Source organism: Breoghania sp. (assembly GCF_030066895.1).
GTDB lineage: Bacteria > Pseudomonadota > Alphaproteobacteria > Rhizobiales > Stappiaceae > Breoghania.
The window spans coordinates 38971-60017 of record NZ_JASJAV010000031.1 but is presented as its reverse complement, the minus strand read 5'-3'; the positions used below and the strand labels follow the sequence as shown (position 1 = coordinate 60017).

Sequence of the window (21047 nt, the reverse complement as noted above, 5' to 3'; positions counted from 1 at the left end):
TTCGGCCTTGAAGCCGGGCTCACCAGTCGGCCCGGCGCTGCCGTCAGGCGTGATCCAGTTTCTGAAGCTTGAGATCCGGCGAACGAACCGTCCGTCCTCGTCGGCCTCTTGAACCGGTTGCCAGTCCTCGGTCCATTTTCCGTTTACAAGCATCGGTTCTCTCCTCAGGCTGCGTGGAAGACGCAGGAGCGCATGGAGACCGGGCCGAGATCGATAGCATCGGTCATGAAGGTCAGCTCATCCTTGCTGTCGGAGGCGCCTGCCACGGTCGGGCCGGCAGATAGTGGTCGAGCGAGGGATGGGCCATACGCAGCAGGTTGCCCAGTTGCGCGGGGTTCGCGAGCGTGTCGAAGTCGCGCGCGGTCAGCCGGTCGGCAAACAGCGCATCGAATTCGAGCGCGAAGTCCTGCGGCCGTCCGCCGGGGCGCATGGCACGCAGATTGTGCACGATATTGCCGGATCCGAGGATCAGCACCCCGCGATCACGCAAGTCCGCCAGCGCCCGGCCGACCTCGAGCTGGTAGTCGAGCCCCTGGCTCATGTCGATCGAGACCTGAAAGACCGGCACGTCCGCGTTCGGGTACATGTACTTCAGAACCGTCCAGGCGCCGTGGTCGAGCCTCCAGTTCTCATCGCCCTGCGCATGGTGGCTGGCGAGGAGCGAAACCACTTCGCGCGCCAGCTTCGGATCGCCGTGGGCAGGGTAGGTCTGAGCGTAGAGCTGTTCCGGGAAGCCGTAGAAATCGTGGATCGTGCGCGGCGTGGAGGAAACGTCGACCAGCGTGGTCTCGTGGGTCATCCAGTGGGCGGAAACCACCAGGATCGCTTCCGGGTGGGGCAGGCTTCGGCCCAGATCCGTCCAGGCGCGGCTGAAGGCCGTGTCCTCGATGGAGTTCATCGGGCTGCCGTGACCGAGAAAGACAAGCGGCATCCGGTCGGACGGCGACAGGCGGTCGCGCAGATTGTTCAAGTCGTGTGCAGTGCTCATGCCGATCTCCTTCACAGAAGGTTGACGTGATCGCCTTGGCGATCCGTCAAGAGGTTGTTGGAGCCGTCGCCCTTGCGGCGACCCGTGGGGCTCAGGCGAACTGCGGGCCGAGCGCCTTTTGCAGGATCGGCAGACGGAGCCTGAAAGCACCGCCACCGATCAGGATGAGGCTTGCCTGGACGAAGGTCCAGAACAGGGGGAATTCCCAGCCGCCAACCGTGTTGGTGAAGCTCCATCCGTTGCTCGAATGGGTCCAGGTCGCGCCGATCAGGACCGGCATGACCGCGACGGAGACGAGCCGTGTCGAAACCCCGAGGATCAGGGCCGTACCGCCGACGAGCTCCGCAAAGAGCGTCAGGTAGGCGAAGTAGCCGGGCACGCCCAGGCTTTCAAAGAAGGCGATCGTGCCGGGGACCGTGAAGATTAACACCTTCATCAGGCCGTGGGCGATGAAGAGGACGCCGCTGGCGATGCGAAGAACGAAGGCGCCGTAGTCGGAAGATATCTGCGTGTTCATGTCGTTTCTCCTTGCCCTCTGGTGTCAGGCCGCGAGCTAGACGGGGGCGACGTTGGTGCCCTTGCCAAGGACATAGCCGAACTGGATGTTCATGAAGCCGAGCGGCTCCAGGTAACGGGCTTCTTCAGCGGGCCGGCATTGACGGCCTCAAGCCCCATCTCGTTGGCAAGCTTAATCACCGTCTTCTTGGCGGCATCATCGTCTGCGGTCACGAACGTCTGGATGGGAGATCCGCCGACCTTCAGGGCGCCCGCATAATGCTGGGCGAAAATCGTGTTGAATGCCTTCACGACCGTGGCACCCGAAAAGAGCTTGGCGATCTCCTCGGCGGCCGAGGTGTCATGACCGACCAGCAGGCCGGAGAAGTCCTCGGTGATCGGGTTCGACAGGTCGACGACCGTCTTGCCGTTGAAGTCGACCTTTTTGGCCAGATCGGCGGCCGCCCCGAACGGCGTGGCGAGGATCACCAGATCCGCGTTGCGAACCGCAGACGCGATATCCGCATCCCGGCCGTAGGCGGCGACATTGTTGGAGGTCTTGGCGATGGCGCCCGCGAGGTCGGAGTCGATATTGCCGTTTCAGATGATTGCGATATTAATTTATCTTGTTCTTGTCTCGCCGTCATCAGGCGGCCCCGTTGTCTGGAGAAGAAACTAGGACTTGCACAGTCTCCATAAAATTTCGAAGTTAATGAATTACTATCTCTGAATTGTTCTCAATAGGCTTGCCATGGATATCGTCGATGAACTCAAGGCCTTCGTCGCCACGGCCCAGACCGGCTTCTTCACGGCGGTGGCCGATCAGCTCGGGGTGTCCAACCGCCTGACGTCGAAATATATGGCGGAGCTCGAAACCCACCTCGGCGTCCGCCTCTTCCAGCGTATAACCCGCCGGGTCGGCCTGACGCCCGAGGGCGAGGATCTGCTGGCCCGCGCCCCCGCCTTGCTCGACGATCTTGACGAACTGCTGAACGACGTGGCCGAAAGCTCGCACGGCTTTTCCGGCGTGATCCGGATATCCGCCCCCGTCACCTTTGGCGAGATCTATGTCGGGGCGATGCTCGGCCGCTTCGCCGGGCTAAATCCGGACCTGACACTCGATCTCAGGCTGAACGATCGCTACGTCGATCTGGCGACCGAGGGCATCGACCTGGCCTTCCGCGTCGGCGAGAGCGACATGCTCTCCCTCAAGGCGCGCAAGATCGGCACCTTTCGAAGCCTCGTCGTTGCGAGCCCCGCCTATGTCGAGCAAAACGGCGTGCCCGAAACTCCGGACGATCTGCTGAAGCACAGCTGCATCGTGAATACCAACAGGCACTCGCCGCGCCGCTGGGTGTTCCGCCGCGACGGCCATGAGAGTAGCGTCAATGTAGAGGGACGGCTTCAGGTCAACTCCGCGCGTGCCGCCGCGGGGCTCGCCGCAGACGGGCTGGGCATTGCCAACGCCCCGCGCTTTGCGGTGCGCGAGGTCTCGCCTCGGGCGCGCTCGTCCCCCTGATGGAGGGCTTCGAAGGCGAAAGCAGTCGCCTCAGCGCCGTCTATCTCGAAGGCCGCACCCTGCCGCGCAAGGTCCGCGCCCTGATCAACTTTGCGGCAGAGGACATCCATTCTGCCGATATCTTGTGAGCCGTGGCTTCCTTCCGCCTTCGGCAAGGACGGAATGAACAGCGTCCTATTTTTACAGGAAAAACGGCTCCGAAATTCCCGTCAGCGTAGGATGTCGGATTTCGTTTCAGGGCCTATCACCCCATAGCGTCGGACACCTGCACCCTTCTCGTTTAGGGGGGTGTCCGTCATGCCCGATCGGCTGTTGCCGCAAGAGATATGGAGGAGAATTCCATGTCCTGGATCGATACCGGACGGATTGCCCTGCACTACGAGGATGAGGATGAAGGGGAAACGACGCTGCTGCTTATTCACGAAATGGGCGGCTCTCTGGATAGCTGGGATTATCTCCTTCCGCTGCTGACCCCGACATTCCGCGTGCTGCGTTACGACTGCCGCGGATCCGGCTTGTCGGAAAAGCCGCGCACTCCCTTCACCATCCCCGACTTCGGTGTTGACGCGATCGGGCTTCTCGATGCGCTTCAAGTGAAAGGGCCGGTCATCCTGGTGGGGTGCGCCGTCGGCGGCGCGGTCGCGCTGCATCTGGCCGCCAATTTCCCGGACAGGTTCCTGAAGGTCGTGGCACTCTCCCCGTCCACCGGCATTTCGGCGGACCGGTGGCAGGCGGTGCTGGACCGGGCCGATCTGCTTGAGCGCGAAGGCTCGCGCGCCGGTGTCGACAGCGGCCTCGACCGTCGATATCCGGCATCGCGAAGGCGGGATCCGGACCGGTATGTGCGCACGCGCTCCCAGCGCATCGGAGAGGATCCGGTCGGGTTCGCCTCCACCATGCGCATGCTCGCGGACATGGATATCGAGGAAGACATCGCCCGCGTTACCTGCCCGGTGCTGGTAATCGCCGGAAGCATCGACGCCGACCGTCCGCCCGCCTCGCTCGCCCCGCTGGCCGAGAAGATGCGCAACGCCACCTTCTGCGTTCTCGAAGACGGGCACTTCATGGCGATCCATTCCCCGGAACCTCTGGCCCGGGAAATCCTGAAATTCGTCGGCGACGACTCGGACCTCGGCTAGAGATCCGAGCGGGACCACACCGGTGCAGTGACTGATCTATTTCCGGTAGCATGCGGCGAGCGCCACGATGCGTTCCACCGCTGCAAGCGCTGCCTTGTGATCCTGCGAATAGTTGAGCCGGATGCTGTCGAGTATATGCGGGCTGAACTCGCTGCCCGGCGTGACGATGACATCGGCTTGGACGCGCAGGATCTTCACGAAATCGATCGGTAAGACGGCAAGATCGGGGATCTTGGCAAAGAGATAGCTGCCCGCCTGGGGCGTGCGCACCGAGATGCTCTCGTCAGAGCGGAAGGCGGCCAGCAGGTCGTCGCGAATCGCCTGATGCAGGCGGGTGCGCTCCTCCATCCAGCCCGTCGGGCTCGGCAAACCAGGTGCGGAACACCGACTGGTTGTAACCGGCAGCTCTGAGCGAGACGATCGCCTGCAGCCGCTCCATGCGCTCAATGATCGCCGCCGATCCGAACGCGACCCCGAGGCGGTAACCGCTCAAGGATTCCGTCTCGGACGAGCCCATGATGGTCAGCACGTTGTCGGGAGCAGCCAGCGTGCGCAGATGCGTGTAGGGGCCACCGTCGGTGTAGTGCAGGCGCGAATAGAGCTGGTCGACGATGATCGTTGCGCCGTACTTGCTGGTAAGATCCGCGATGGTGCGGATCTCGGCAGGCGAATAGATCGCGCCGGTCGGGTTGGAGGGATTGGAGAAGATGAAGACCTTCGCCCCCGCCTTGAACGCGCCCTCCAGTTCATCAAGGTCGAGACCGGCGTGCTCGTTGCCGCCCAGATAGTCGAGCTGTACCGGGCAGATGACGCCGTCGAAGAACTGCACGAGCTTGCGGTTGGCGAAATAGTTGGGCTGGACGATGGCGACCTTATCGCCTGCGGCCACCGTCGCGGCTATGGCGAGGAACAGCGCGCCCTGGCTGCCCGGTGTGAGGATCATCTCGCTGCCCGCCTCAACCGGCGCGCCGGTGAAGGTCGCCAGCCGATCCGCCAGCATCTCGCGGATGGCCGCCTTGCCGCGATATTCGGTATAGGCCTGCGCCGCGCCTTCCTTCACGCCTTTGGAAAAGACCTCGAAGGAGCCCGGCCCGGCGTCGGATCGAAGGCGTGGACGTCGCCGTGGGAGAAGTCCACCTTGCGGCCTTCGAGCTTCTCGCCCGTCATCAGGTCGTCGAGGGCGACCGACTTTTGCCGAACTTCCTGCCCGGGCGCGTTGTCGGTCTTCAGCGTATCGAACTTTTCTTTGATGGTGTACATTGTGAACCTGATACCTGGGTGAACCTGAGCTCTAAATAAAAAAGCCTGATCGGAGAGGAGAATCGTCAGGCGACGACGATCCCGTTGCCTCCCAGAAGACGCCGAATCGAGCCGATGGCGGAATGCGGCGTGTAGGCGCCGGTGACGCCACCGAGCGAACGCGAGGAAATTTTCAGATCCCAGTGAAGGCCCGTGCCGCTCACCTCCACATGGTGTTCCATCGTCTCTTGACCGGGCGCGGCGATGACGCGGCTGACCGTCTTGTCGAAGCCGATACCTGCGAGTGCGATGGTCGCGTGGACGTTGACGTTGCGCGTCGAGCCTTCGAAGAGCAGGCCGGAGGCGTCCGCGTCGAGCCTGAGGCTCGGTCCGCTCTTGGTGGGCGTGATCGTGACGTTGTCGAGAAGCGCGCGCCCGTCACCGATACCGTCGAGCGCCAGCATCGCGCCGTGCGGCACGAAAAAGACATGACCGCTCTTCTCGCAGGCGCCGCGCACCGCCTGTTCGATCGCGGGATCGGCGAAGGTTGTGCAGCTGAAGCCGCAGAAAGCGGCGCTTTGCAGAAAGCGCGGGGCAAGTTCGGCCAGCACTTTCGGCATCGCCGCCTCGATGACGAGATCGACGGGGCGCTCCAGAGCCGCCTCCGCATCGGTCACGAAGATCTCGGCGGGCACGCCGTCCCAGTTAGCCGGATCGGCCACAGGATCGAGCACGAAGGTCAGTTTCAATTCTCCGTCCGCGTGGATGTGCGAGAGGATGTTCCCGCCGATCTTGCCAGAACCGATGACGCCGATCTTTGTGTAGCGGGCCACGCGTGATCTCCTGATTTCTGATCTTTTTGTTAGAGCGAGCGGTCGATGGCGCTGCCGAGCGCGTTGAGGGTCTCGACCGTGGAATTGACGACAGGGACGCCGTCGAGGCTGCGCCGGGCGCGTTCGACCTGGGATCTTTCGCCGGCAAAATAGATGCCGCTCGCCCCTTCCTTCAGCGTGTTGATCATCTCCTACATCGCGGCCTCGAATTCGGCGCGCGGGCGGAAGGTCTCGACATCGATTGCGAGCATCGTGAAGGAGGTGTTCATAGGGTCGAAACCCGGTGGAGGCACCAGCGAAGAGCTGACCGGCGGCGAGAACCGAGGTCAGGATCTCGTGCACGGTGGAAAGGTGAAAGGTCTTGTAGCCGCCGAAGGATTGCAACGACAGCGACTTGAGCGCCTCGTTCGCATCAACGGTCTCTACGCCCTTCTCGTCATAGGCCCAGCCTTTGGGAATGGGCTCATTACGCTCCGCCGCCTTGACGATCTTTTCAACCGCCGCGGCTGTGCAGGCCATGTCCAGCACGAAGGTGCCGTACTTGCCCGCCGGTGCGCCATAGGCGACGGAGTTGTTACCGAGAACCGGCTTGATGCCGCTCGGCGCCGGCATCAGCTTGGGGCTGGTATTGGTGAAGGCGCAGCCGATCATTCCGGCATCGGCGGCGAGCATGGGATCGTATTTGGCCGACGTAAACGAATTGCCGTTGCGCACGCCCACACGAGCCCGACGCCGGTCTCGCGCGCCATCTCTACGGCGCGGGTCATGGCGCGCGCGGGGGTCACCTGACCGAGGCTGCGTCCCGCATCCCAGTGCTCGGCGGAGGGACGCGCCTTCAGGATCTCGATTTTCGTTTCTGCCTTGTCGCCATCGGCGCGCACGCGCTCCACGATCTGGCAGAACAGGCGCAGCCCGTGCGATTCCTCGCCCATCATTTCCGCCTGCAGGAACACGTCGACCGTCTGCGCTGCGTCCCCGGCACTGACGCCCGCTGCTTCGGGCAACGCCTGACAATGGGCGCGCAACGTCTCGGCTGCCAGCGTGGTGCGGTTCTCGCTTGTCTCGCTCATGGCAGATCTTCTGATCGGGACCTTGTCGTCAGCCGGGCGCGACGGGAGAGCCCACGGACGATCCAGTATCGTCTTGGATAGGGGAAGTGGGAATTCATCAAATCAAACGATCGAAAGCTTTATTCGGAATTCCCAATGAATTGGGTCGCGGCCGGAGTGGCGCAGGTTCGCGGGTAAGCGGCGGGGGCTCGACGACCAATGATGGCCCGCGTTCGCTTCGATATCTCCGTATCCGTCATCCCCGACTTGATTGGGGATCCATTGGCAGCGCAAAGCGGCAAGGCACGCGGTGGTGGCACGGAGCGGGATCGGGATGGGGAATCGCGCGAGCCGGCACGGGCCTGCCCGAGTGGAAAGGGAATTGGATCCCCGATCAAGTCGGGGATGACGGAGGAGAGAACGGGGGCTGCGGCCGGGATGGAAAAGGTGAGGCGCGCACGAAACCGCGCCTCACAAGACGAGGGAATGCTGTCCCGCTCCGCGCCGTCGCGTCTTCCCGGTCAGGCCTTCGCCACCGACCAGTTCAGCGGCTTCTCGGTGCGGAAGACCACCACGCGGCCCTCGGCACCGGCATCGATCGGCTGGAAGATCGTCTCGTTAGGCGGGGTGCGGCGAAGGACGATGCGATCCTCGTTGACGGGCAGTCGGTAGAAGGTCGAGCCGTTCAGCGAGGTGAAGGCCTCCAGCTTGTCGAGCGCGCCCTCTTCCTCGAAGACCTGCGCCAGGTAGGGCAGGGTGACGGGTGCGTTGAAGATACCGGCGCAGCCGCAGGCGCATTCCTTGGAGCCGAGAGGATGGGGCGCGGAATCGGTGCCCAGGAAGAACTTTGGGCTACCGGAGGTTGCGACCTTGCGCAGCGCCAGGCGATGGTTCTCGCGCTTGGCAATCGGCAGGCAGTAGAAATGCGGCCGGATGCCACCGCGGAAAATGTCGCTGCGGTTGATGAGCAGGTGCTGCGGGGTGATGGTGGCGGCAATGTTCTCGTCGCTCTCACTGACGAAGGCGACACCCTCCTCGGTGGTGATGTGCTCCATCACGATGCGTAAGGCCGGAAAATAGCGGTGCAGCGGCGCCAGCACGCGCTCGATGAACACGACCTCGCGGTCGAAGATGTCGACATCCGGGTCGTTGACCTCGCCATGCACCAGCAGCGGTACGCCCGCCTCCTGCATCGCCTCCAGCACCGTGTGCACGCGCGTCATGTCCTTGACGTCCACATCAGAATTGGTGGTCGCACCCGCCGGATAAAGCTTGAGCGCCGTCAATTCGCCGCTTGCAGCTCCCTCCGTCACGTCGGTCGGATCGGTCGTCTCCGTCAGATAGAGCGTCATCAGCGGCTTGAACGTGCTTCCCTCAGGCAGCGCCGCCTCGATGCGTCCGCGATAGGCGCGCAGATTCTCAAGCGTCCTGACCGGCGCTACCAGATTCGGCATGATGATGGCCCGGCCGAAAAGCGCGGCGCTGATCGGCGCCACCGCCTTGAGCATCGCGCCGTCACGCAGGTGAAGATGCCAGTCGTCCGGGCGGATGATCTCGATCTGGTCGCTCATGTTTGCCTCTCTCGCGCTTGATGCCCCGCCACTATGTCCTGCCGCGGGGAAAACGGGTCGGCCGGTACGTCGCCCGGCGCCCTGATGTTCGTTCCCGCGCTTTGAGCAAACCGCACCCTGCCTGTCCAGAGTTTTGATGCGGATGGCATCCGTCGGTTGTCGCCGCACCTACGGTGCGCGTTGCGCGGCGGCGGGGAAACGGCTCAGCCGAGCGTCCCGCGCCTCAGCTCCTACAGGTCCCATTCCACGCTCGGAAAGTGCTTTCCGTTTAAATCGTTGTCGACCGCATGCACGAGGGCCACGACGATCGCCTGCGCGGCGGGAGATAGGCCGTGGCTGTGCTTCCAGTAGATCTGGATCGTGCGTTGCAGCACCGGATCGGTCAGCGGGCGGGTCCGGATGAAGGACTGGCTGGAGCGCGGGATGACGAGGCTCGGCAGTGCCGAAACACCGATGCCCTCCTCGATCATGCCCATCAACGTGGAAACGCTGGTCACCTCGGTGATGGTGGAGAGCTTGAGCCCCGCTTCCTCCATCGCCCGGTCGATCAGCTCGCGCACGCCGGATTCGTAGGTCATGGCGACGAAGGGCGTCGCCGTCAAGTCCTTCCAGGTCAGCGTGCGGCGGCGCGACAGGGGATGGGTGACGGGCACCACCGTGTGAAACGTGTCATGCGCGATGACTGCCGAACTCAGATCCGCGTGATCGGCGGCAAGCCCGCCGATGCCGAGATCCGCCTCGCCCGACAGCAGCATCGAGGTGACGCCGCGCATGTTGGAATCCCGGATCGAGATATGGACACCGGGATGCATCTCGTCGTTGACCTTGGCCACCCGCGGCATCAGCCGGGAGGCGATAGACGGCAGGCAGGCGATGGTGACGTGTCCGCGACGATGCTTGATTATGTCATCGAGGTCGTCCATCAGCCCGTCGAAACGATGGAGCAGATGGCGCGCGTTGGCGAGCAGGCTGAGGTCGAGCGGCGTGAGATTGACGCTGCGGGTCGTGTGGATGAAAAGCGAGCCGCCGACCTTTTCCTCCAGTTGCCGAATGCTTTGGCTCAGGGCGGGCTGCGACAGGGCAACGACAGAAGCCGCGCGAACAAAGCTCCCCTTGTCCGCAACGGCAACGAAGCAGCGCAATTCGCGCAGTGTCACATTCTTCGCACTCATCAATTAATTGATTACATTAATCGATTTGCCTGAGCAATAGCCCACTTGCATGCTTCCTTTCCTGAAAAAAACGGCCAAACGAGCGCAGAGGAAATAGAAGGTCGCACATGAGTTGGCAAGACGCCGAAACCCGCATCTATGTCGTTCCCGTCATCGACGTAAACTGGCTGACTTTCGCGCCGTTCGATCCCGGAAGGAACTTCAAGGTAGATCCGCCCGACGTGCCGCAGTCGACCAGCGACACCCGCCATATTGCCGGCATGCTGCGCAACATGACCGACGGCAAGTTCCTGCTGACGCCGCACTCGGGCACCTACTGACGAAGCGGCCTCTATGAAGGCGAGATCCTCGACGTCTACAGCTATGCGATTTCCGGCGGTGCCGAGATCGCCGTGCATCTGCACGAGGAGATCAAGGGCGAGGAGACGCGTTTCGGGGAACGCGAGCACATCGAGACGGTTTTCCACGACTGTTACGAGCGCCTTTCCAATGCGGGGCTGCGCCCCGTGGCCTATCGCGGCGGGCATTATGCCTATGCGCCGTTTATGAACGAGGTACTGGCCAAGTACGAGATCTATGCCGACTTCTCCTGCTGCTCGGGCATGAATTTCCCCGAGCACGAGGCGGTGTGGACGAAGGCGCCGCTGTCGGCCTCCTATCTGCCCGAGGATCCGCGCGCCGACTGGTCGGGTTAGTCCGCCTCGTCCGTCGTCGAGGTGCCGATGGGCTCCGACGGCGAGGGCTCCGTTTACGGCAACATCCTGCATGTGGAGATGTCCGAGCTCGATAACCTGAAGCGCATCTGGAACACGATCCTCGATCGTGCGGAGCGTGAGGATCGGGCGCAGGTCCGTCCATTGCCTGTTCCACACCGCATCCTTCGGAAAGCCGGACTGGCTGAAGCGTTATTGCCAGTTCCTCGAATTCATTCCCAAGGCGCGCGGCCAGTTCGTCGGTTGCGAGGAGGCGGTCGCCCTCGCGACGCAGGTCGAAAAATCAGAAAAGAAGGAAGCCGTGGCATGAAGTGCCTGATCATCCAGCCGATCCATCCTGCCGGTGAAAAACTGCTGGAGGAGGCCGGCATCGAGGTGGTTCACGCCAGTGCCCACGACATGGAGACGGTCGCCCGCGAAATCGTCGACATGGATGCCGCGATCACCCGCAATGCCGGGCTCAATCCTGCGGCCATGCAGGGCGCGGAAAAGCTCCAGGTTATCGGCAATCACGGCATCGGCGTCGACCCGGTCGACGTGGACTATGCGACGTCGATCGGCCTGCCCGTGGCATTCACCTCCTACGGCAATGTGCAGTTGGTCGCTGAACTCGTGATCGCGCACATGATGGCGATCTCCAAGGGGGTGCGCGAGGCCGACAGCGCGGTCTGCGAGGGCCGCTTCGACTATCGCTACACCCGCGATTTACGGGAACTGAACGAGACCACGCTACTGATCGTCGGTTTCGACCGCATCGGCCGCCGGACGGCCGAGATTGCATCCGCCGCCTTCGGTATGCGCGTCCTCGTCCATTCACCGAGCGTGCCCGCTGCCGATATCGAGGCCGCCGGTTTCGTGCCCGCGCCCGATATCAATATAGCCCTCGGCGAGGCGGATTTCGTCTCCCTGCACCAGGTGCTGAACGATCGCACGCGCGGCAGCTTCGATGCCGGGCGCCTTGCCGCGATGAAGAAGGGCGCGGTCCTCATCAACACCGCGCGCGGCGCGCTCGTCGATACCGAAGCGCTGATTGCGGCGGTCAATTCTGGCCATCTGCGCGGTGCCGCGATGGATGTCTTCGACACCGAGCCTCTCCCCGCCGACCACCCCTATACGGCCTGCGAGGGCGTTCTGCTGTCTCACCATATCGGCGGCGCCACGAAAGAGGCCATGTGTCGGACCGCGTTACAGGTCGCGGGCGCTGTGGTCGACGTGCTGAACGGCCGGCGCCCCGAATATCTGGTGAACCCCACCGTCTGGGACGAATGCCGCACGGGGCGTGATCCGTCCTTTTGTCCTTTCGTCTCCCCCACCTTGAAAGTACCTGAAATGATCAAGAGCAATCTCCTGAAGGCGCTGTGGCGCGAAGGCAAGCCCGGTTTCGGCACCTGGATCACGCTTTGCCCGCATCCGCGCGTGGTCAAGATCCTGGCCTCCGCCGGCTTCGACTTCGTCATCATTGAGATGGAGCACACCGATTTCTCGTTCGAGACGGTCGGCCGCCTCGCCATGCTGGCGCGCGAATGCGGCCTGACGCCGATCGTGCGTCCGGTGGGCACCATGAAGCCGCATGGCCTGACCCGCCCGCTCGATGCGGGTGCGCAGGGCCTGCTGCTTCTCTCCATCGACACCGCCGAACAGCTCGACGCGATCATCACCGCGACCAAGTACTATCCGCGCGGCAATCGCCCGATGAACCTCAAGGGCCCCCACACGGACTACGCAGTCGCTCCGGCAAACGAGATCATCTCGCACCTCAATGCTGAGACGCTGAGCATCGCCATGGCCGAGACCCGCAAGTCGATTGACAATCTCGACGAGATTCTGAAGGTCGACGGCCTCGACTGCATCATGATCGGCTTCGACGATTTTTCGCAGGATTTGGGCGTGCCGGGCGACATGCAGGCCCCGGTGCTGCTGGAAGCCTACGAAGAAGTCTTCGCCAAGTGCCGTGAGGTGGGCGTCGAGTTCGAGCTTTCCGCACAGAACCCGGACATGGCGGCGAAGTGGTTCGAGAAGGACGCGCGCTGGATCCCCTACCAGAACGACGCGGCCATGGTCATCAACGCTGCCCGCGCACTGCGCAAGGTCGGCGGTCGTGCCTGAGGCAAGCTCGAACATGTTTGACCCGTTGAGCTCGGCCGCCAGTCTGGGCCACCAGATGCTGGCCGATCTCTCGGATCGCATCTGGATTCCGTGCCCCACGGCAGCAACTACGATGGTGCGGTCGGCGTGATCCTCGGCGTGGCCCTCCAGCGCCACTTTGCCGAGAGCGGAACCCGTCCGCCCTTCGACCTGACGGTTGCCTGCCTGCGCGCGGAGGAAAGCTGCTGGTTCCCGCACAGCTATATCGGCTCCAAGATGGCGCTCGACCTGCTTGATCCGGACGTGCTGACCAGCGTCACACGGTCGGATGACGGGGAAATGCTCGGCGCGCATATCGACGCTTCCGGCTTCGATGCGGCGGCTGTTGCACGCGGCAAGACCTTTCTCGATCCTGCGACCATCGTCGCCTAATCTGGAGCCGCATATCGAACAGGCCCCGGCACTCCTGAGCAAAGGACTTCCGCTCGGCGTCGTCAGCGGTATCCGCGGCAGCTTCCGCTATCGTGACGCGCGCTGCATCGGCGAATATTCGCATTCCGGCGCCATGCCCCAGAAGCTGCGCCGCGATGCGGTTCAGGCGAGCGCCAAGCTGATCACGAAAGCCTCGAAGATCTGGGATCGGATCGAGCAGGACGGCGGCGATCTCGTCGTCACCTTCGGCAAGATCGGAACCGATCCCGAGCAGCATTCCTTTTCGAAAGTGTCGGGTCACGTCGATCTCTGTCTCGACATGCGTTCGGCCGAGGTGGAAACGCTCGAGCGCTTCGAGCGCGAGCTGATGACCACGGCGGGCGCGATCGCCGAAGAGACCGGAACGTGCTTCGAGTGGGGCGAGAAATCGGGCAGTACGCCCGCGCTCATGGACGAACGTCTCGTGGCGATGATGAGCGCGGCCTGCGAAAGCGCGAAGGTGCCTTCGCGGGTGATGGCGAGCGAGGCCGGGACCTTCGCCCTTGCCGGTGTCCCGTCCGTGATGCTGTTTCTGCGCAACGAGAACGGTAGCCACAACCCGGATGAACACATGGAGCTGGAAGACTTCGACGCAGGCCTCGCCGCCCTCGTCGCGCTCTTCGCCAATCCGGCTATCGCCTGGCCGCAACCTTAGGGGCATCCTGAGGGATCAGGAGCGTTTCATATTCTGATCCTCGGTTGTGTCCGGAACGCAAGCTCCTCTCCGATGGGGAGAGGTCAGCGCGTATGCGCCCGGTGATGGGGACGTGCTCTCCGTATCCACGAGAGCCCGACACCTCTCACCCCAATCCTTTCCTCTCGCGAGAGGGAGCAGATCTAGCCTGCACGTGGTCTGCGAAGAGACAGCGCTGAAAACTTAAAAGTGGGCCGCTGGGCCCCCTTTCTTTTGTCTGTTCGCATGTCCCCGGCCGAACCCGAAGGGGGCCGGGGGAACGCTTTTATTCCGCAGCCTCTGCGGCCAGTTTCGGATCGAGAATCATCCCGGAGAACTTGGTCGCAGCTTCCGCGATGTAGTTAAGGGCGCTCTCGTAGATCACCTTGCTCTTCTCGGCGGTGGCGGCGGACGGATCGCCCTGCATGCCGAGCGGCGTGTAGTCGGAAATGTCGCTGAAGACCTGGAAGGTGGAGGCGCCTAGCGCGACCTTGCTGCTGGAGACAGTGCGCACGCTGTCGACGAAGGGACGTAGCACCGGCGGGGCGACCGCGCGGTCCATGAACATCATCTCCGGCGCCATGTGCAGCGCCACCGAGGTCACCACCTCCGAGGCATGGCCGGTCGGGAGCTGCTTGATCTCGTACGTGACCTCGGCCACGTCGCGCATGATGGAGAAAACGTCGATCAGGCCGCCGACGCAGCCCCACTTGGCGCGCAGCGAGCGGCTCACGCTCTCAAGCGGCCCGAGCGAACCGGCATGGATGTTGACGAACAGGAAGTGGCGGAAGCCCTGCTTGGCGAGACCGTGCGCCATCTGGCTCACATAATTCTCGACCGTTTTCGTGTTGATCGACATTGTGCCGGGATAGTCGAGGAACATGTGGGAGTAGTTGAAGGGGATGACCGGCGTCACGGCGAAACCGTTCTTCTCGCCCGCATCGCGCGCGATCTGTTCCACGATCTTCAGTTCCGTGCCGGTCGCCAGGTGTGGGCCGTACTGTTCCGCCGCGCCCACGGGGATGAGGATCGTGTGCTCTTTCTTCAGGTATTCGGCGATCGCCGAATAGGGCTGCAATTCCATACGCATGTCAGGCAGGACTTTTCGTTGAAAGTGATTATTCGGCGGCTGCGGCGGGTTGGCTCGGCGTGAAGGTCGCCGGTTCGCGGGGCTCGGCGAGTAGTCGGCCGTAACCTTCGATCGGCTGGCGGTCGCCGATCATCTGCAGGCAACGCCAGAAGGTCGCCTGATTGGAGGTGTCACCGGCTTGCCGAGATCGCGCTCCAGCTCCTCGATGATCTCGATGGTCGCGAGATTGGTGCAGCTCAGGAAGATCGCCTGCGCATCCGGATGGTCGATCATCCGGCACATGCGATAGGCGGCTTCTGGCGGCACGCGGCCGATGCTGCGGCGCTCTTCCTGCGTCTCGCCGAGCTGCAGGCTGTGCAACTTCACCACCTCGATCCCGTTCTTGGCGAGGAAGGCGATCTCCTCCTCGTTGACGAAGTTGGTATAGGGCGTGCCCATGGAGAGCTTAGTGATGCCCATGTGCTTAAGGGCGGCGAGCACGGAATAGGCGGTCGTCACCGCCGGGGCACCCGTCGCCTCGTGCATGGTGCGCTCGATCCTGTCGCCCGGGCAGATGAAGCTGCCGGAGGTGCAGCCGAAGGCGATCACGTCAACCTCGGTCGTCGCAAGCTGCTTTGCGGCGATGGCGATGTTCTCTTCATCGCGTTGTAGCTGTCGTGTGAGGCGGCGCCCAGCAGCAGCGCGTGGGCGGTGTAGATGCCGATGCCTTCCGGCGCCATGCGGTAGAATTCGGGCTCGTTGACCGTGTTGGTGGACGGCACGACCAGCCCGATACGGCCACGCCAGGCGTAGGGGCTGTAAAGGGATACGGCTTTCATTGCGAGATCCTTTCCGATCACTTGAAAAGAATGCCGCGGCGGCGTGGTTCACCATCCATGTCGCGACGAGGTGCGGGCGAAGCCGCTACGAACCGGGCATTCGCGCCGGCATCCGAAACCGGACGCTGGCGACTTTGAAGATCGGGTGTCCTAGGCCTCTTTCGTGCACGGGGTCGTCGGCACGATCTCCGTTTCCACGGGCGCTGCTCGGTGTGACTGGAGGTAGATCGCCCCCCGAGAACGACTGCCAGCACGCAGGCCACGAGGCCGATCGCATTGTCCTGGATCACGAGGCAAAGCACCGCGACCGCACCGAAGGTGAGCCGCGAGAGAACGCCCAGGCGGGTGACCAGAACGCCTTCGGCGGCGATCACATAGCAGGCGGTGCCGAAGGCAACGATCACGGCGATCTCGACCACGTTCAGCGGCTGCGCGTTGATCATCAAAAGAGCTGGGTGGTAGATCAGCACGAACGGCAGGATGAAAGCCGGCAGCGCGAGCCGCAGCGAATGCAGGGCGATCTTCATCGACCCTTCCGCCGCGATGCCGGCGGCCGTGAAGCAGGCGATGGCGATCGGCGGCGTGATGTTCGATAGGACGCCGAAGTAGAAGACGAAGAAGTGGGCCGACAAGAGGTCCGCCCCCATCGCCACCAGCACCGGGGCGACGGTCACCGCGGCGACGATGTAGACGGCGGTCGCCGGCAGCGCGCAGCTCAGCAGAATGGCGGCGAAGGTCGTGATAAACAGGGCAGGGAATAGGTAGCCGCCCGACAGGGTGTCGATATACATCGTCAGCACCTGCGCCACGCCAGTCATGGAAACGACGCCGACGATGAAGCCCGCCACCAGGCACGCCGTGCCCACGGCGACCGTCGCGATCGCGCCCAGCACCAGCGCGTCGAGTAACTTGCGCGGTGTCATCCACGTGTTGCGGCGCAGGAAACTTGCGGCAATCGCCACGCCGATCGACAGAACCGCCGAATAGGTCGGCGTGCTGCCGGACATCAGCAGGTAGACGAAGACGATGATCGGCAGCAGCAGGTGGCCGCGCGTCTTGATGACCGTCAGGAAATTCGGGATTTCCGACTTCGGCAGCCCCGAGATCCCCTGCCGCACGGCGCGCGGATGCACGACGAAGAGCAGTGAGCCGTAATAGAAGGGCGCCGGCAGCACGGCGGCCAGCATGATGGTGGAGTAGGGGGTCTGGGTGAAGTCGGCCATCAGAAAGGCGGCGGCGCCCATGATCGGCGGCATCAGCATGCCGCCCGTGGAGGCGATGGATTCCACCGCGCTTGCGAAGGCGGGCGAAAAGTCGGTGCGCTTCATCATCGGGATGGTCAGCGTGCCAGTGGTCGCCACGTTGGCGGCGGCCGTGCCACTCAGCATGCCGGTCAGGTCGCTCGCCAGCACCGACACCTTCGCCGGTCCGCCCGTATAGGAGCCGGACACGCACAGGCCGAGATTGGTCAGCATTTCCGACGCGCCGATGACGGTCAGGAACGAGTCGAAGATGACGAAGAGCCTGATATAGGACTGGGCGACCTGCAGTGTCTGGCCGAACATGCCCTCGTCGACCATGTACATCCGCATTGCCAGACGGGTTCAGGCGATGGGGAAGTGACCGAACGGGCCGGGCACATATTCGCCGAACAGAGCATAGGCGAAGAACACGATGGAGAGCAGCGACATCCAGATGCCGATGGACCGGCGTCCCGCTTCGAGCGCCAGCAGGATCGCGCCGATCGCGAAGACATAGTCCGTCGTCGATATTGTGAAGGCGCCACCGGTGAAGGTCTCATAGCGGAAATAGATGTAGAGGCCGATCGCGGCACCCGCGATCGCCAGGATGAAGTCGATTGTCGTGAATCTGTCACGCGGTGATTTCGGCGTCGCGGGGAACAGCAGGAACAGGATTGCCAGCAACAGCGCGACGAAGACGCCGCTGCGGTGCATCTGGTCCATCAGCAGGACGCTGTTGATCGCCAGGACGAAGACGGAAAACACAAGACAGAGAACAATGGTGAGCAAAGCCTGACCACCTGTCAGGTTCCGCCCTCCGACGCTGCCGTTGGGAAGCCTCACGCCCTTTACGAAGTCACGAACCATCTCGGGCACGCCTATCGACCTTTCTTTGGAAAACAAGCAGGCCCCCGCCATCTTGCCCCGCCATCTCGAAGGGGAGGAATGCGTCCGCTGTACGGTGATCTCACCGTGTGGGGCGGAGCTCTTGCGGGAGCCGGAACCGGGTCGTCCGCTGCCGCGCCGCTTTCGGGGGAGCCCGAAATATCGACGTGGCAGGGACGTCTTCTCGGAGCGTCCCGGGATCAGGCGAAGTCGCCCTCAACCCGGAAAAATCACTCGAAATAGATCCCTTGAGCATGTCGCCGCCGACCGGAAAGCTTCAGGCTGGTCGGCGGCACATGCTGGCGGGAAGGACCTACTTCTGTTCGTCGAAGAAGCGCTTCGTGCCGGGGTTGATCGACAGGGATAGGTTGTCGATCACGTCGGCGGTCTTTTTCAGGCCTCAGGCCTTGAACGCGCCGTGGGATGGCTGCAGCTCAGGCAGGTGCGCGAAGAGCGCGGAGACGATGTCATAGGCGAGGTCCGGCGGGAAGTCGGAACGCACCATCACCAGCGACATGTGGGCGACGGTGTGCACGTCCTTGTCCTGGCCGAGATAGGTCTTGGCCGGGATGGTGAAGGGGATCTTTCAGCCGGTCGCCTTGACGATCTGCTGCTGCTCTTCCGGGGTCAGGTCGAGGACCTTCACCTTGCCGTTGGCCGACATCATGGTTTCGGTCAGCTGCGAGAAGGGCACGCCCGAGGTCAGCTCCGCGCCGTCGATCATGCCGTTCTGCACGCCGGAGAGCGCTTCGCTCTGGTCGATATACTGCGGCTTGATATCGTCGAAGGTGATGCCGAAGGATTCCAGGATGTCCTTGGCCGAGGACAGCGTGCCGGAGCCGACACGGTCGACCGCCCAGCGCTTGCCCTTGACGTCCTTGATGTCGTCGATGCCGCTGCCGGTGTTGATGATCATGTGGTCGGCGTTGATGAACAGGGGCATCAGAACCTGGAGCTTCAGCTGCCCCTGATCCTTGAAGGCGCCCGTACCGGCGATCGCGTCCTTGGCGATCTTGCTCTGGAGAATGCCAACATTCGCCTCGTTGTTGCGCAGCAGATCGGTGTTCGCGACGGAACCGGCGGAGGACTGGGCGGAGGCGCGAACCTTGATGTTGTCGTTGATGACCTTCGAGATCGCGATGCCCGCGGGATAGAAGGATCCGCCGGTCGTCGCCGTGGCGATGTTGAGGAACTTCACTCCCTTGTAATCGGAGGCCGCGGAGGCCGAGCCGGCGAGCAAGGAGGTGGCGAGGGCGGTGCCAAGGGCGAGGCCGAAAGTCCTGCGGCCGATGTTCCCGCTGCCGAAAGTCTTGCGGATGTATCTGACGTTCATGTCTCTGTATCCCTGGTGGGAGCGATGGGGCCAGCGAGCACAGCCGGCCTTGATTGGCTCATGTCCTGCGCTCGTCGATGGGAGTATACTGAAACGGGGGATTAATTCATCAAGTGAAAAAAGCTAATGCACTATGTGATTTTCTCAATTAAACAGTGAAACTTAGAATAGTTTCTGAATAATTAATATAGTTTTTTATCTTATTGGCAGATTTTATCAAAAATGATATGTATATATATCGGAAAAACGGGTTATCCACCGTAATAGAATTGAGTTACCAATAAATATACAGGGTGCGACCAATGTTTTCCGCGGATATCCCACAGACCTGTTGGAAACGTTGCCGGGCCCATTTCGGACGGGGGATTGATCAAATGCGATGGTTGAGAAAGCCGGAGACGCGTGTGCCGGATCGGCGGGGGAGACTTCATGCCGTTCCCCGGCGCGCCCTTCGGTCAGCGCGTCATACGATGTCGCGGGACTATGTCCTCACGTCGTAGCTGATCAATCTGTCGATATTTTCCGCGATGAATTTTTCATTCGTCTCGACCTCGATGTCATCGAAGATATCTTCCAGCGCGATTTGGAGATTGCGCGCGAGTTGCCCGAGATCCGTGACGCCGAAAATCGTTGCGGTTCCGGCGATCTTGTGAATGGCCGACAGCAGTTCCTTGCCGGATTTCCGGTCGCCGTCCGGGGCATAGTCGCCCCAGAGGTCCCCGATTTCCTTCAAGCGCGGCGGAAGCCCTTCCACGAACTCCCGTCGCAATTCCAGAAGCTGTTCTTGTATTTGCTGGGCGACGTCGTCATGCAGCCCGTTCATGATCGGAACCTCAGTGCCTTTCTCAAGGTCGCAAAGCCGACCGGTTGCGCGAAGTCGACAGTGTCGATCAGACTGCGGCAGCCGTCCGGATCCGTGCAGGTCTGCGGTGTCTGAACCAGAAGCTGGGTCCGTTCCGGATGCGGCGGCTCGGCATGCTTCCAATCGACCGACGTGCCGGACAGCGCGATACACAACACGTTCCGCCCGGCACGGACGAACCCCCGGTACAGGGGGTCGAAGATCGCGCCATGGGTTAGCACGGCTGTCGTCTTTCCCAGCGCGAACGTGTCGCCATTCTGAACGAGCTGGTACCGCGTGGCTCCAGCCACGAGTACGATCTGCCCCGGCTCCAGGGGGCGATCCTCGCTGGCCGCGACGACCCGCCGGCCGGTCATCCGACCTATCACCCGCACGAGCCCATTGATGCATGCCGTCGGCGCCTGGGCAGCGACAACTACGGGCGGCATCGTCGGCGGCAATTCGCACAAGGTGTGCATCAAGGCATAAGCCCTGCCATCGCCAAAGGTGAGCATCACCACATCATAGGGGCTGATGTCCGGCTCCTCCGGCTCGGGCAGGTCGCTCACCTTCACCGGATGCCCCCAGAACAGGACCTTTTCGATGATCGTGTTGGCGATGCCGTCGATGTCCATCATCGAGACGGATTTCCAGATGACGTCGACCGCGCCGCTTTCCAGGAACCGTCCGGCAAGCTCGCTTCGGCGCTGCGTCAGGCCACTCAAGATGATCATGGGAACCTGATGCGCGTGTGACCACGTCGGGCTTCAGGCTCGTGACGAGCTTTATGGCCTCTTCGTCGCTTTTCGCCCCGCCGATGATCTGAATGTCCTTATGCGCTTCGCACAAGGTGCGGATCGCCATCCGCATGTAGATGGAATCGTCGCAGATC

26 protein-coding genes and 2 pseudogenes are annotated in these 21047 nt (G+C 62.6%); 9 read left to right on the top strand and 19 right to left on the bottom strand.

All coding sequences use genetic code 11. The features are described 5' to 3' along the window. The 4 genes and pseudogenes from QNJ43_RS24050 to QNJ43_RS24035 form a co-directional block, all read right to left on the bottom strand. Positions 1 to 153, bottom strand: a pseudogene (locus QNJ43_RS24050) (glutathione S-transferase family protein); the annotation flags it as partial. 79 nt (positions 154 to 232) lie between these two features. Further along, the gene (gene ygiD / locus QNJ43_RS24045) at positions 233 to 988 is read right to left on the bottom strand and encodes a 4,5-DOPA dioxygenase extradiol (protein WP_300473988.1); all 756 of its coding nucleotides are present in this window, start codon (positions 986 to 988) and stop codon (positions 233 to 235) included. 91 nt (positions 989 to 1079) lie between these two features. Beyond that, positions 1080 to 1505 (bottom strand): DoxX family protein, encoded by a 426-nt coding sequence (locus QNJ43_RS24040; protein ID WP_300473985.1) that lies wholly within the window; start codon positions 1503 to 1505, stop codon positions 1080 to 1082. Between the two features lie 89 nt (positions 1506 to 1594). Continuing rightward, entirely contained in the window at positions 1595 to 1972 is a 378-nt protein-coding gene (locus QNJ43_RS24035) for a hypothetical protein (protein ID WP_300473982.1), read from the bottom strand. 262 nt (positions 1973 to 2234) lie between these two features. On the opposite strand from QNJ43_RS24035, the gene QNJ43_RS24030 reads away from it, so the two are divergent. The 3 genes from QNJ43_RS24030 (at position 2235) to QNJ43_RS24020 (ending at position 4141) form a co-directional block, all read left to right on the top strand. After that, positions 2235 to 3002 (top strand): LysR family transcriptional regulator, encoded by a 768-nt coding sequence (locus tag QNJ43_RS24030; RefSeq protein WP_300473979.1) that lies wholly within the window; start codon positions 2235 to 2237, stop codon positions 3000 to 3002. Continuing rightward, on the top strand, positions 3002 to 3130 hold the full coding sequence (locus QNJ43_RS24025; protein ID WP_300473975.1) for a hypothetical protein: 129 nt from the start codon (positions 3002 to 3004) through the stop codon (positions 3128 to 3130). The genes QNJ43_RS24030 and QNJ43_RS24025 overlap by 1 nt, the downstream gene beginning before the upstream one ends. A gap of 213 nt (positions 3131 to 3343) precedes the next feature. Further along, on the top strand, positions 3344 to 4141 hold the full coding sequence (locus QNJ43_RS24020; protein WP_300473973.1) for an alpha/beta hydrolase: 798 nt from the start codon (positions 3344 to 3346) through the stop codon (positions 4139 to 4141). Positions 4142 to 4177: 36 nt separating this feature from the next. On the opposite strand, the gene QNJ43_RS24015 is transcribed toward QNJ43_RS24020, so the two are convergent. From QNJ43_RS24015 to QNJ43_RS23985, 7 genes are all read right to left on the bottom strand, one after another. Beyond that, positions 4178 to 4411 (bottom strand): hypothetical protein, encoded by a 234-nt coding sequence (locus tag QNJ43_RS24015; RefSeq protein ID WP_300473970.1) that lies wholly within the window; start codon positions 4409 to 4411, stop codon positions 4178 to 4180. A gap of 13 nt (positions 4412 to 4424) precedes the next feature. Beyond that, positions 4425 to 5201, bottom strand: coding sequence for an aminotransferase class I/II-fold pyridoxal phosphate-dependent enzyme (locus QNJ43_RS24010; RefSeq protein WP_300473967.1), 777 nt, complete (start codon positions 5199 to 5201; stop codon positions 4425 to 4427). Further along, positions 5198 to 5401 carry a hypothetical protein gene (locus QNJ43_RS24005; protein WP_300473964.1) on the bottom strand — a complete coding sequence of 68 codons (204 nt, stop codon included), beginning with the start codon at positions 5399 to 5401 and terminating at the stop codon, positions 5198 to 5200. The genes QNJ43_RS24010 and QNJ43_RS24005 overlap by 4 nt, the downstream gene beginning before the upstream one ends. A gap of 65 nt (positions 5402 to 5466) precedes the next feature. Next, a complete protein-coding gene (locus QNJ43_RS24000; RefSeq protein WP_300473961.1) occupies positions 5467 to 6885 on the bottom strand; it encodes an Ldh family oxidoreductase in 1419 nt (472 codons plus the stop codon). Then, entirely contained in the window at positions 6861 to 7283 is a 423-nt protein-coding gene (locus QNJ43_RS23995) for an Ldh family oxidoreductase (protein WP_300473959.1), read from the bottom strand. Before QNJ43_RS23995 ends, QNJ43_RS24000 begins: the two co-directional genes overlap by 25 nt. Positions 7284 to 7783: 500 nt before the next feature. After that, positions 7784 to 8833: a dihydroorotase gene (pyrC, locus tag QNJ43_RS23990; RefSeq protein WP_300473956.1), complete on the bottom strand. Its 1050-nt coding sequence runs from the start codon at positions 8831 to 8833 to the stop codon at positions 7784 to 7786. 230 nt (positions 8834 to 9063) lie between these two features. Beyond that, a complete protein-coding gene (locus tag QNJ43_RS23985) occupies positions 9064 to 10005 on the bottom strand; it encodes a LysR family transcriptional regulator (RefSeq protein WP_300473955.1) in 942 nt (313 codons plus the stop codon). 107 nt (positions 10006 to 10112) lie between these two features. Between QNJ43_RS23985 and QNJ43_RS23980 the strand changes: the two genes are divergently transcribed. The 6 genes from QNJ43_RS23980 (at position 10113) to QNJ43_RS23955 (ending at position 13929) form a co-directional block, all read left to right on the top strand. Beyond that, a complete protein-coding gene (locus tag QNJ43_RS23980; RefSeq protein ID WP_300473952.1) occupies positions 10113 to 10325 on the top strand; it encodes a hypothetical protein in 213 nt (70 codons plus the stop codon). 72 nt (positions 10326 to 10397) lie between these two features. Next, entirely contained in the window at positions 10398 to 10700 is a 303-nt protein-coding gene (locus QNJ43_RS23975) for a hypothetical protein (RefSeq protein WP_300473949.1), read from the top strand. 136 nt (positions 10701 to 10836) lie between these two features. Continuing rightward, positions 10837 to 11028 carry a hypothetical protein gene (locus QNJ43_RS23970; protein ID WP_300473947.1) on the top strand — a complete coding sequence of 64 codons (192 nt, stop codon included), beginning with the start codon at positions 10837 to 10839 and terminating at the stop codon, positions 11026 to 11028. After that, on the top strand, positions 11025 to 12824 hold the full coding sequence (locus QNJ43_RS23965; protein WP_300473945.1) for an aldolase/citrate lyase family protein: 1800 nt from the start codon (positions 11025 to 11027) through the stop codon (positions 12822 to 12824). Before QNJ43_RS23970 ends, QNJ43_RS23965 begins: the two co-directional genes overlap by 4 nt. An 81-nt stretch (positions 12825 to 12905) precedes the next feature. Continuing rightward, the gene (locus tag QNJ43_RS23960) at positions 12906 to 13235 is read left to right on the top strand and encodes a hypothetical protein (protein WP_300473997.1); all 330 of its coding nucleotides are present in this window, start codon (positions 12906 to 12908) and stop codon (positions 13233 to 13235) included. Then, a complete protein-coding gene (locus QNJ43_RS23955; protein WP_300473942.1) occupies positions 13177 to 13929 on the top strand; it encodes a M20/M25/M40 family metallo-hydrolase in 753 nt (250 codons plus the stop codon). Before QNJ43_RS23960 ends, QNJ43_RS23955 begins: the two co-directional genes overlap by 59 nt. Before the next feature lie 304 nt (positions 13930 to 14233). On the opposite strand, the gene QNJ43_RS23950 is transcribed toward QNJ43_RS23955, so the two are convergent. The 8 genes and pseudogenes from QNJ43_RS23950 to QNJ43_RS23915 all read right to left on the bottom strand — a co-directional run bounded on the left by QNJ43_RS23950 (position 14234) and on the right by QNJ43_RS23915 (position 20889). Then, positions 14234 to 15037, bottom strand: a complete 804-nt coding sequence (locus QNJ43_RS23950) for a creatininase family protein (RefSeq protein WP_300473940.1) — start codon at positions 15035 to 15037, stop codon at positions 14234 to 14236. Positions 15038 to 15166: 129 nt separating this feature from the next. Continuing rightward, on the bottom strand, positions 15167 to 15625 hold the full coding sequence (locus QNJ43_RS23945; RefSeq protein WP_300473936.1) for a hypothetical protein: 459 nt from the start codon (positions 15623 to 15625) through the stop codon (positions 15167 to 15169). After that, positions 15622 to 15855, bottom strand: a complete 234-nt coding sequence (locus QNJ43_RS23940; protein ID WP_300473933.1) for a hypothetical protein — start codon at positions 15853 to 15855, stop codon at positions 15622 to 15624. The genes QNJ43_RS23945 and QNJ43_RS23940 overlap by 4 nt, the downstream gene beginning before the upstream one ends. Before the next feature lie 17 nt (positions 15856 to 15872). After that, complete coding sequence (locus QNJ43_RS23935; RefSeq protein WP_300473931.1) at positions 15873 to 17447, bottom strand: TRAP transporter fused permease subunit; 1575 nt, start codon at positions 17445 to 17447, stop codon at positions 15873 to 15875. Between the two features lie 12 nt (positions 17448 to 17459). Continuing rightward, entirely contained in the window at positions 17460 to 17939 is a 480-nt protein-coding gene (locus QNJ43_RS23930) for a hypothetical protein (RefSeq protein ID WP_300473928.1), read from the bottom strand. Positions 17940 to 18381: 442 nt separating this feature from the next. After that, positions 18382 to 19314: pseudogene (locus QNJ43_RS23925) on the bottom strand (TAXI family TRAP transporter solute-binding subunit). Between the two features lie 481 nt (positions 19315 to 19795). Next, positions 19796 to 20137, bottom strand: a complete 342-nt coding sequence (locus QNJ43_RS23920) for an Hpt domain-containing protein (RefSeq protein ID WP_300473926.1) — start codon at positions 20135 to 20137, stop codon at positions 19796 to 19798. Further along, on the bottom strand, positions 20134 to 20889 hold the full coding sequence (locus QNJ43_RS23915) for a chemotaxis protein CheB (protein WP_300473924.1): 756 nt from the start codon (positions 20887 to 20889) through the stop codon (positions 20134 to 20136). The genes QNJ43_RS23920 and QNJ43_RS23915 overlap by 4 nt, the downstream gene beginning before the upstream one ends. Positions 20890 to 21047: the final 158 nt, after the last annotated feature.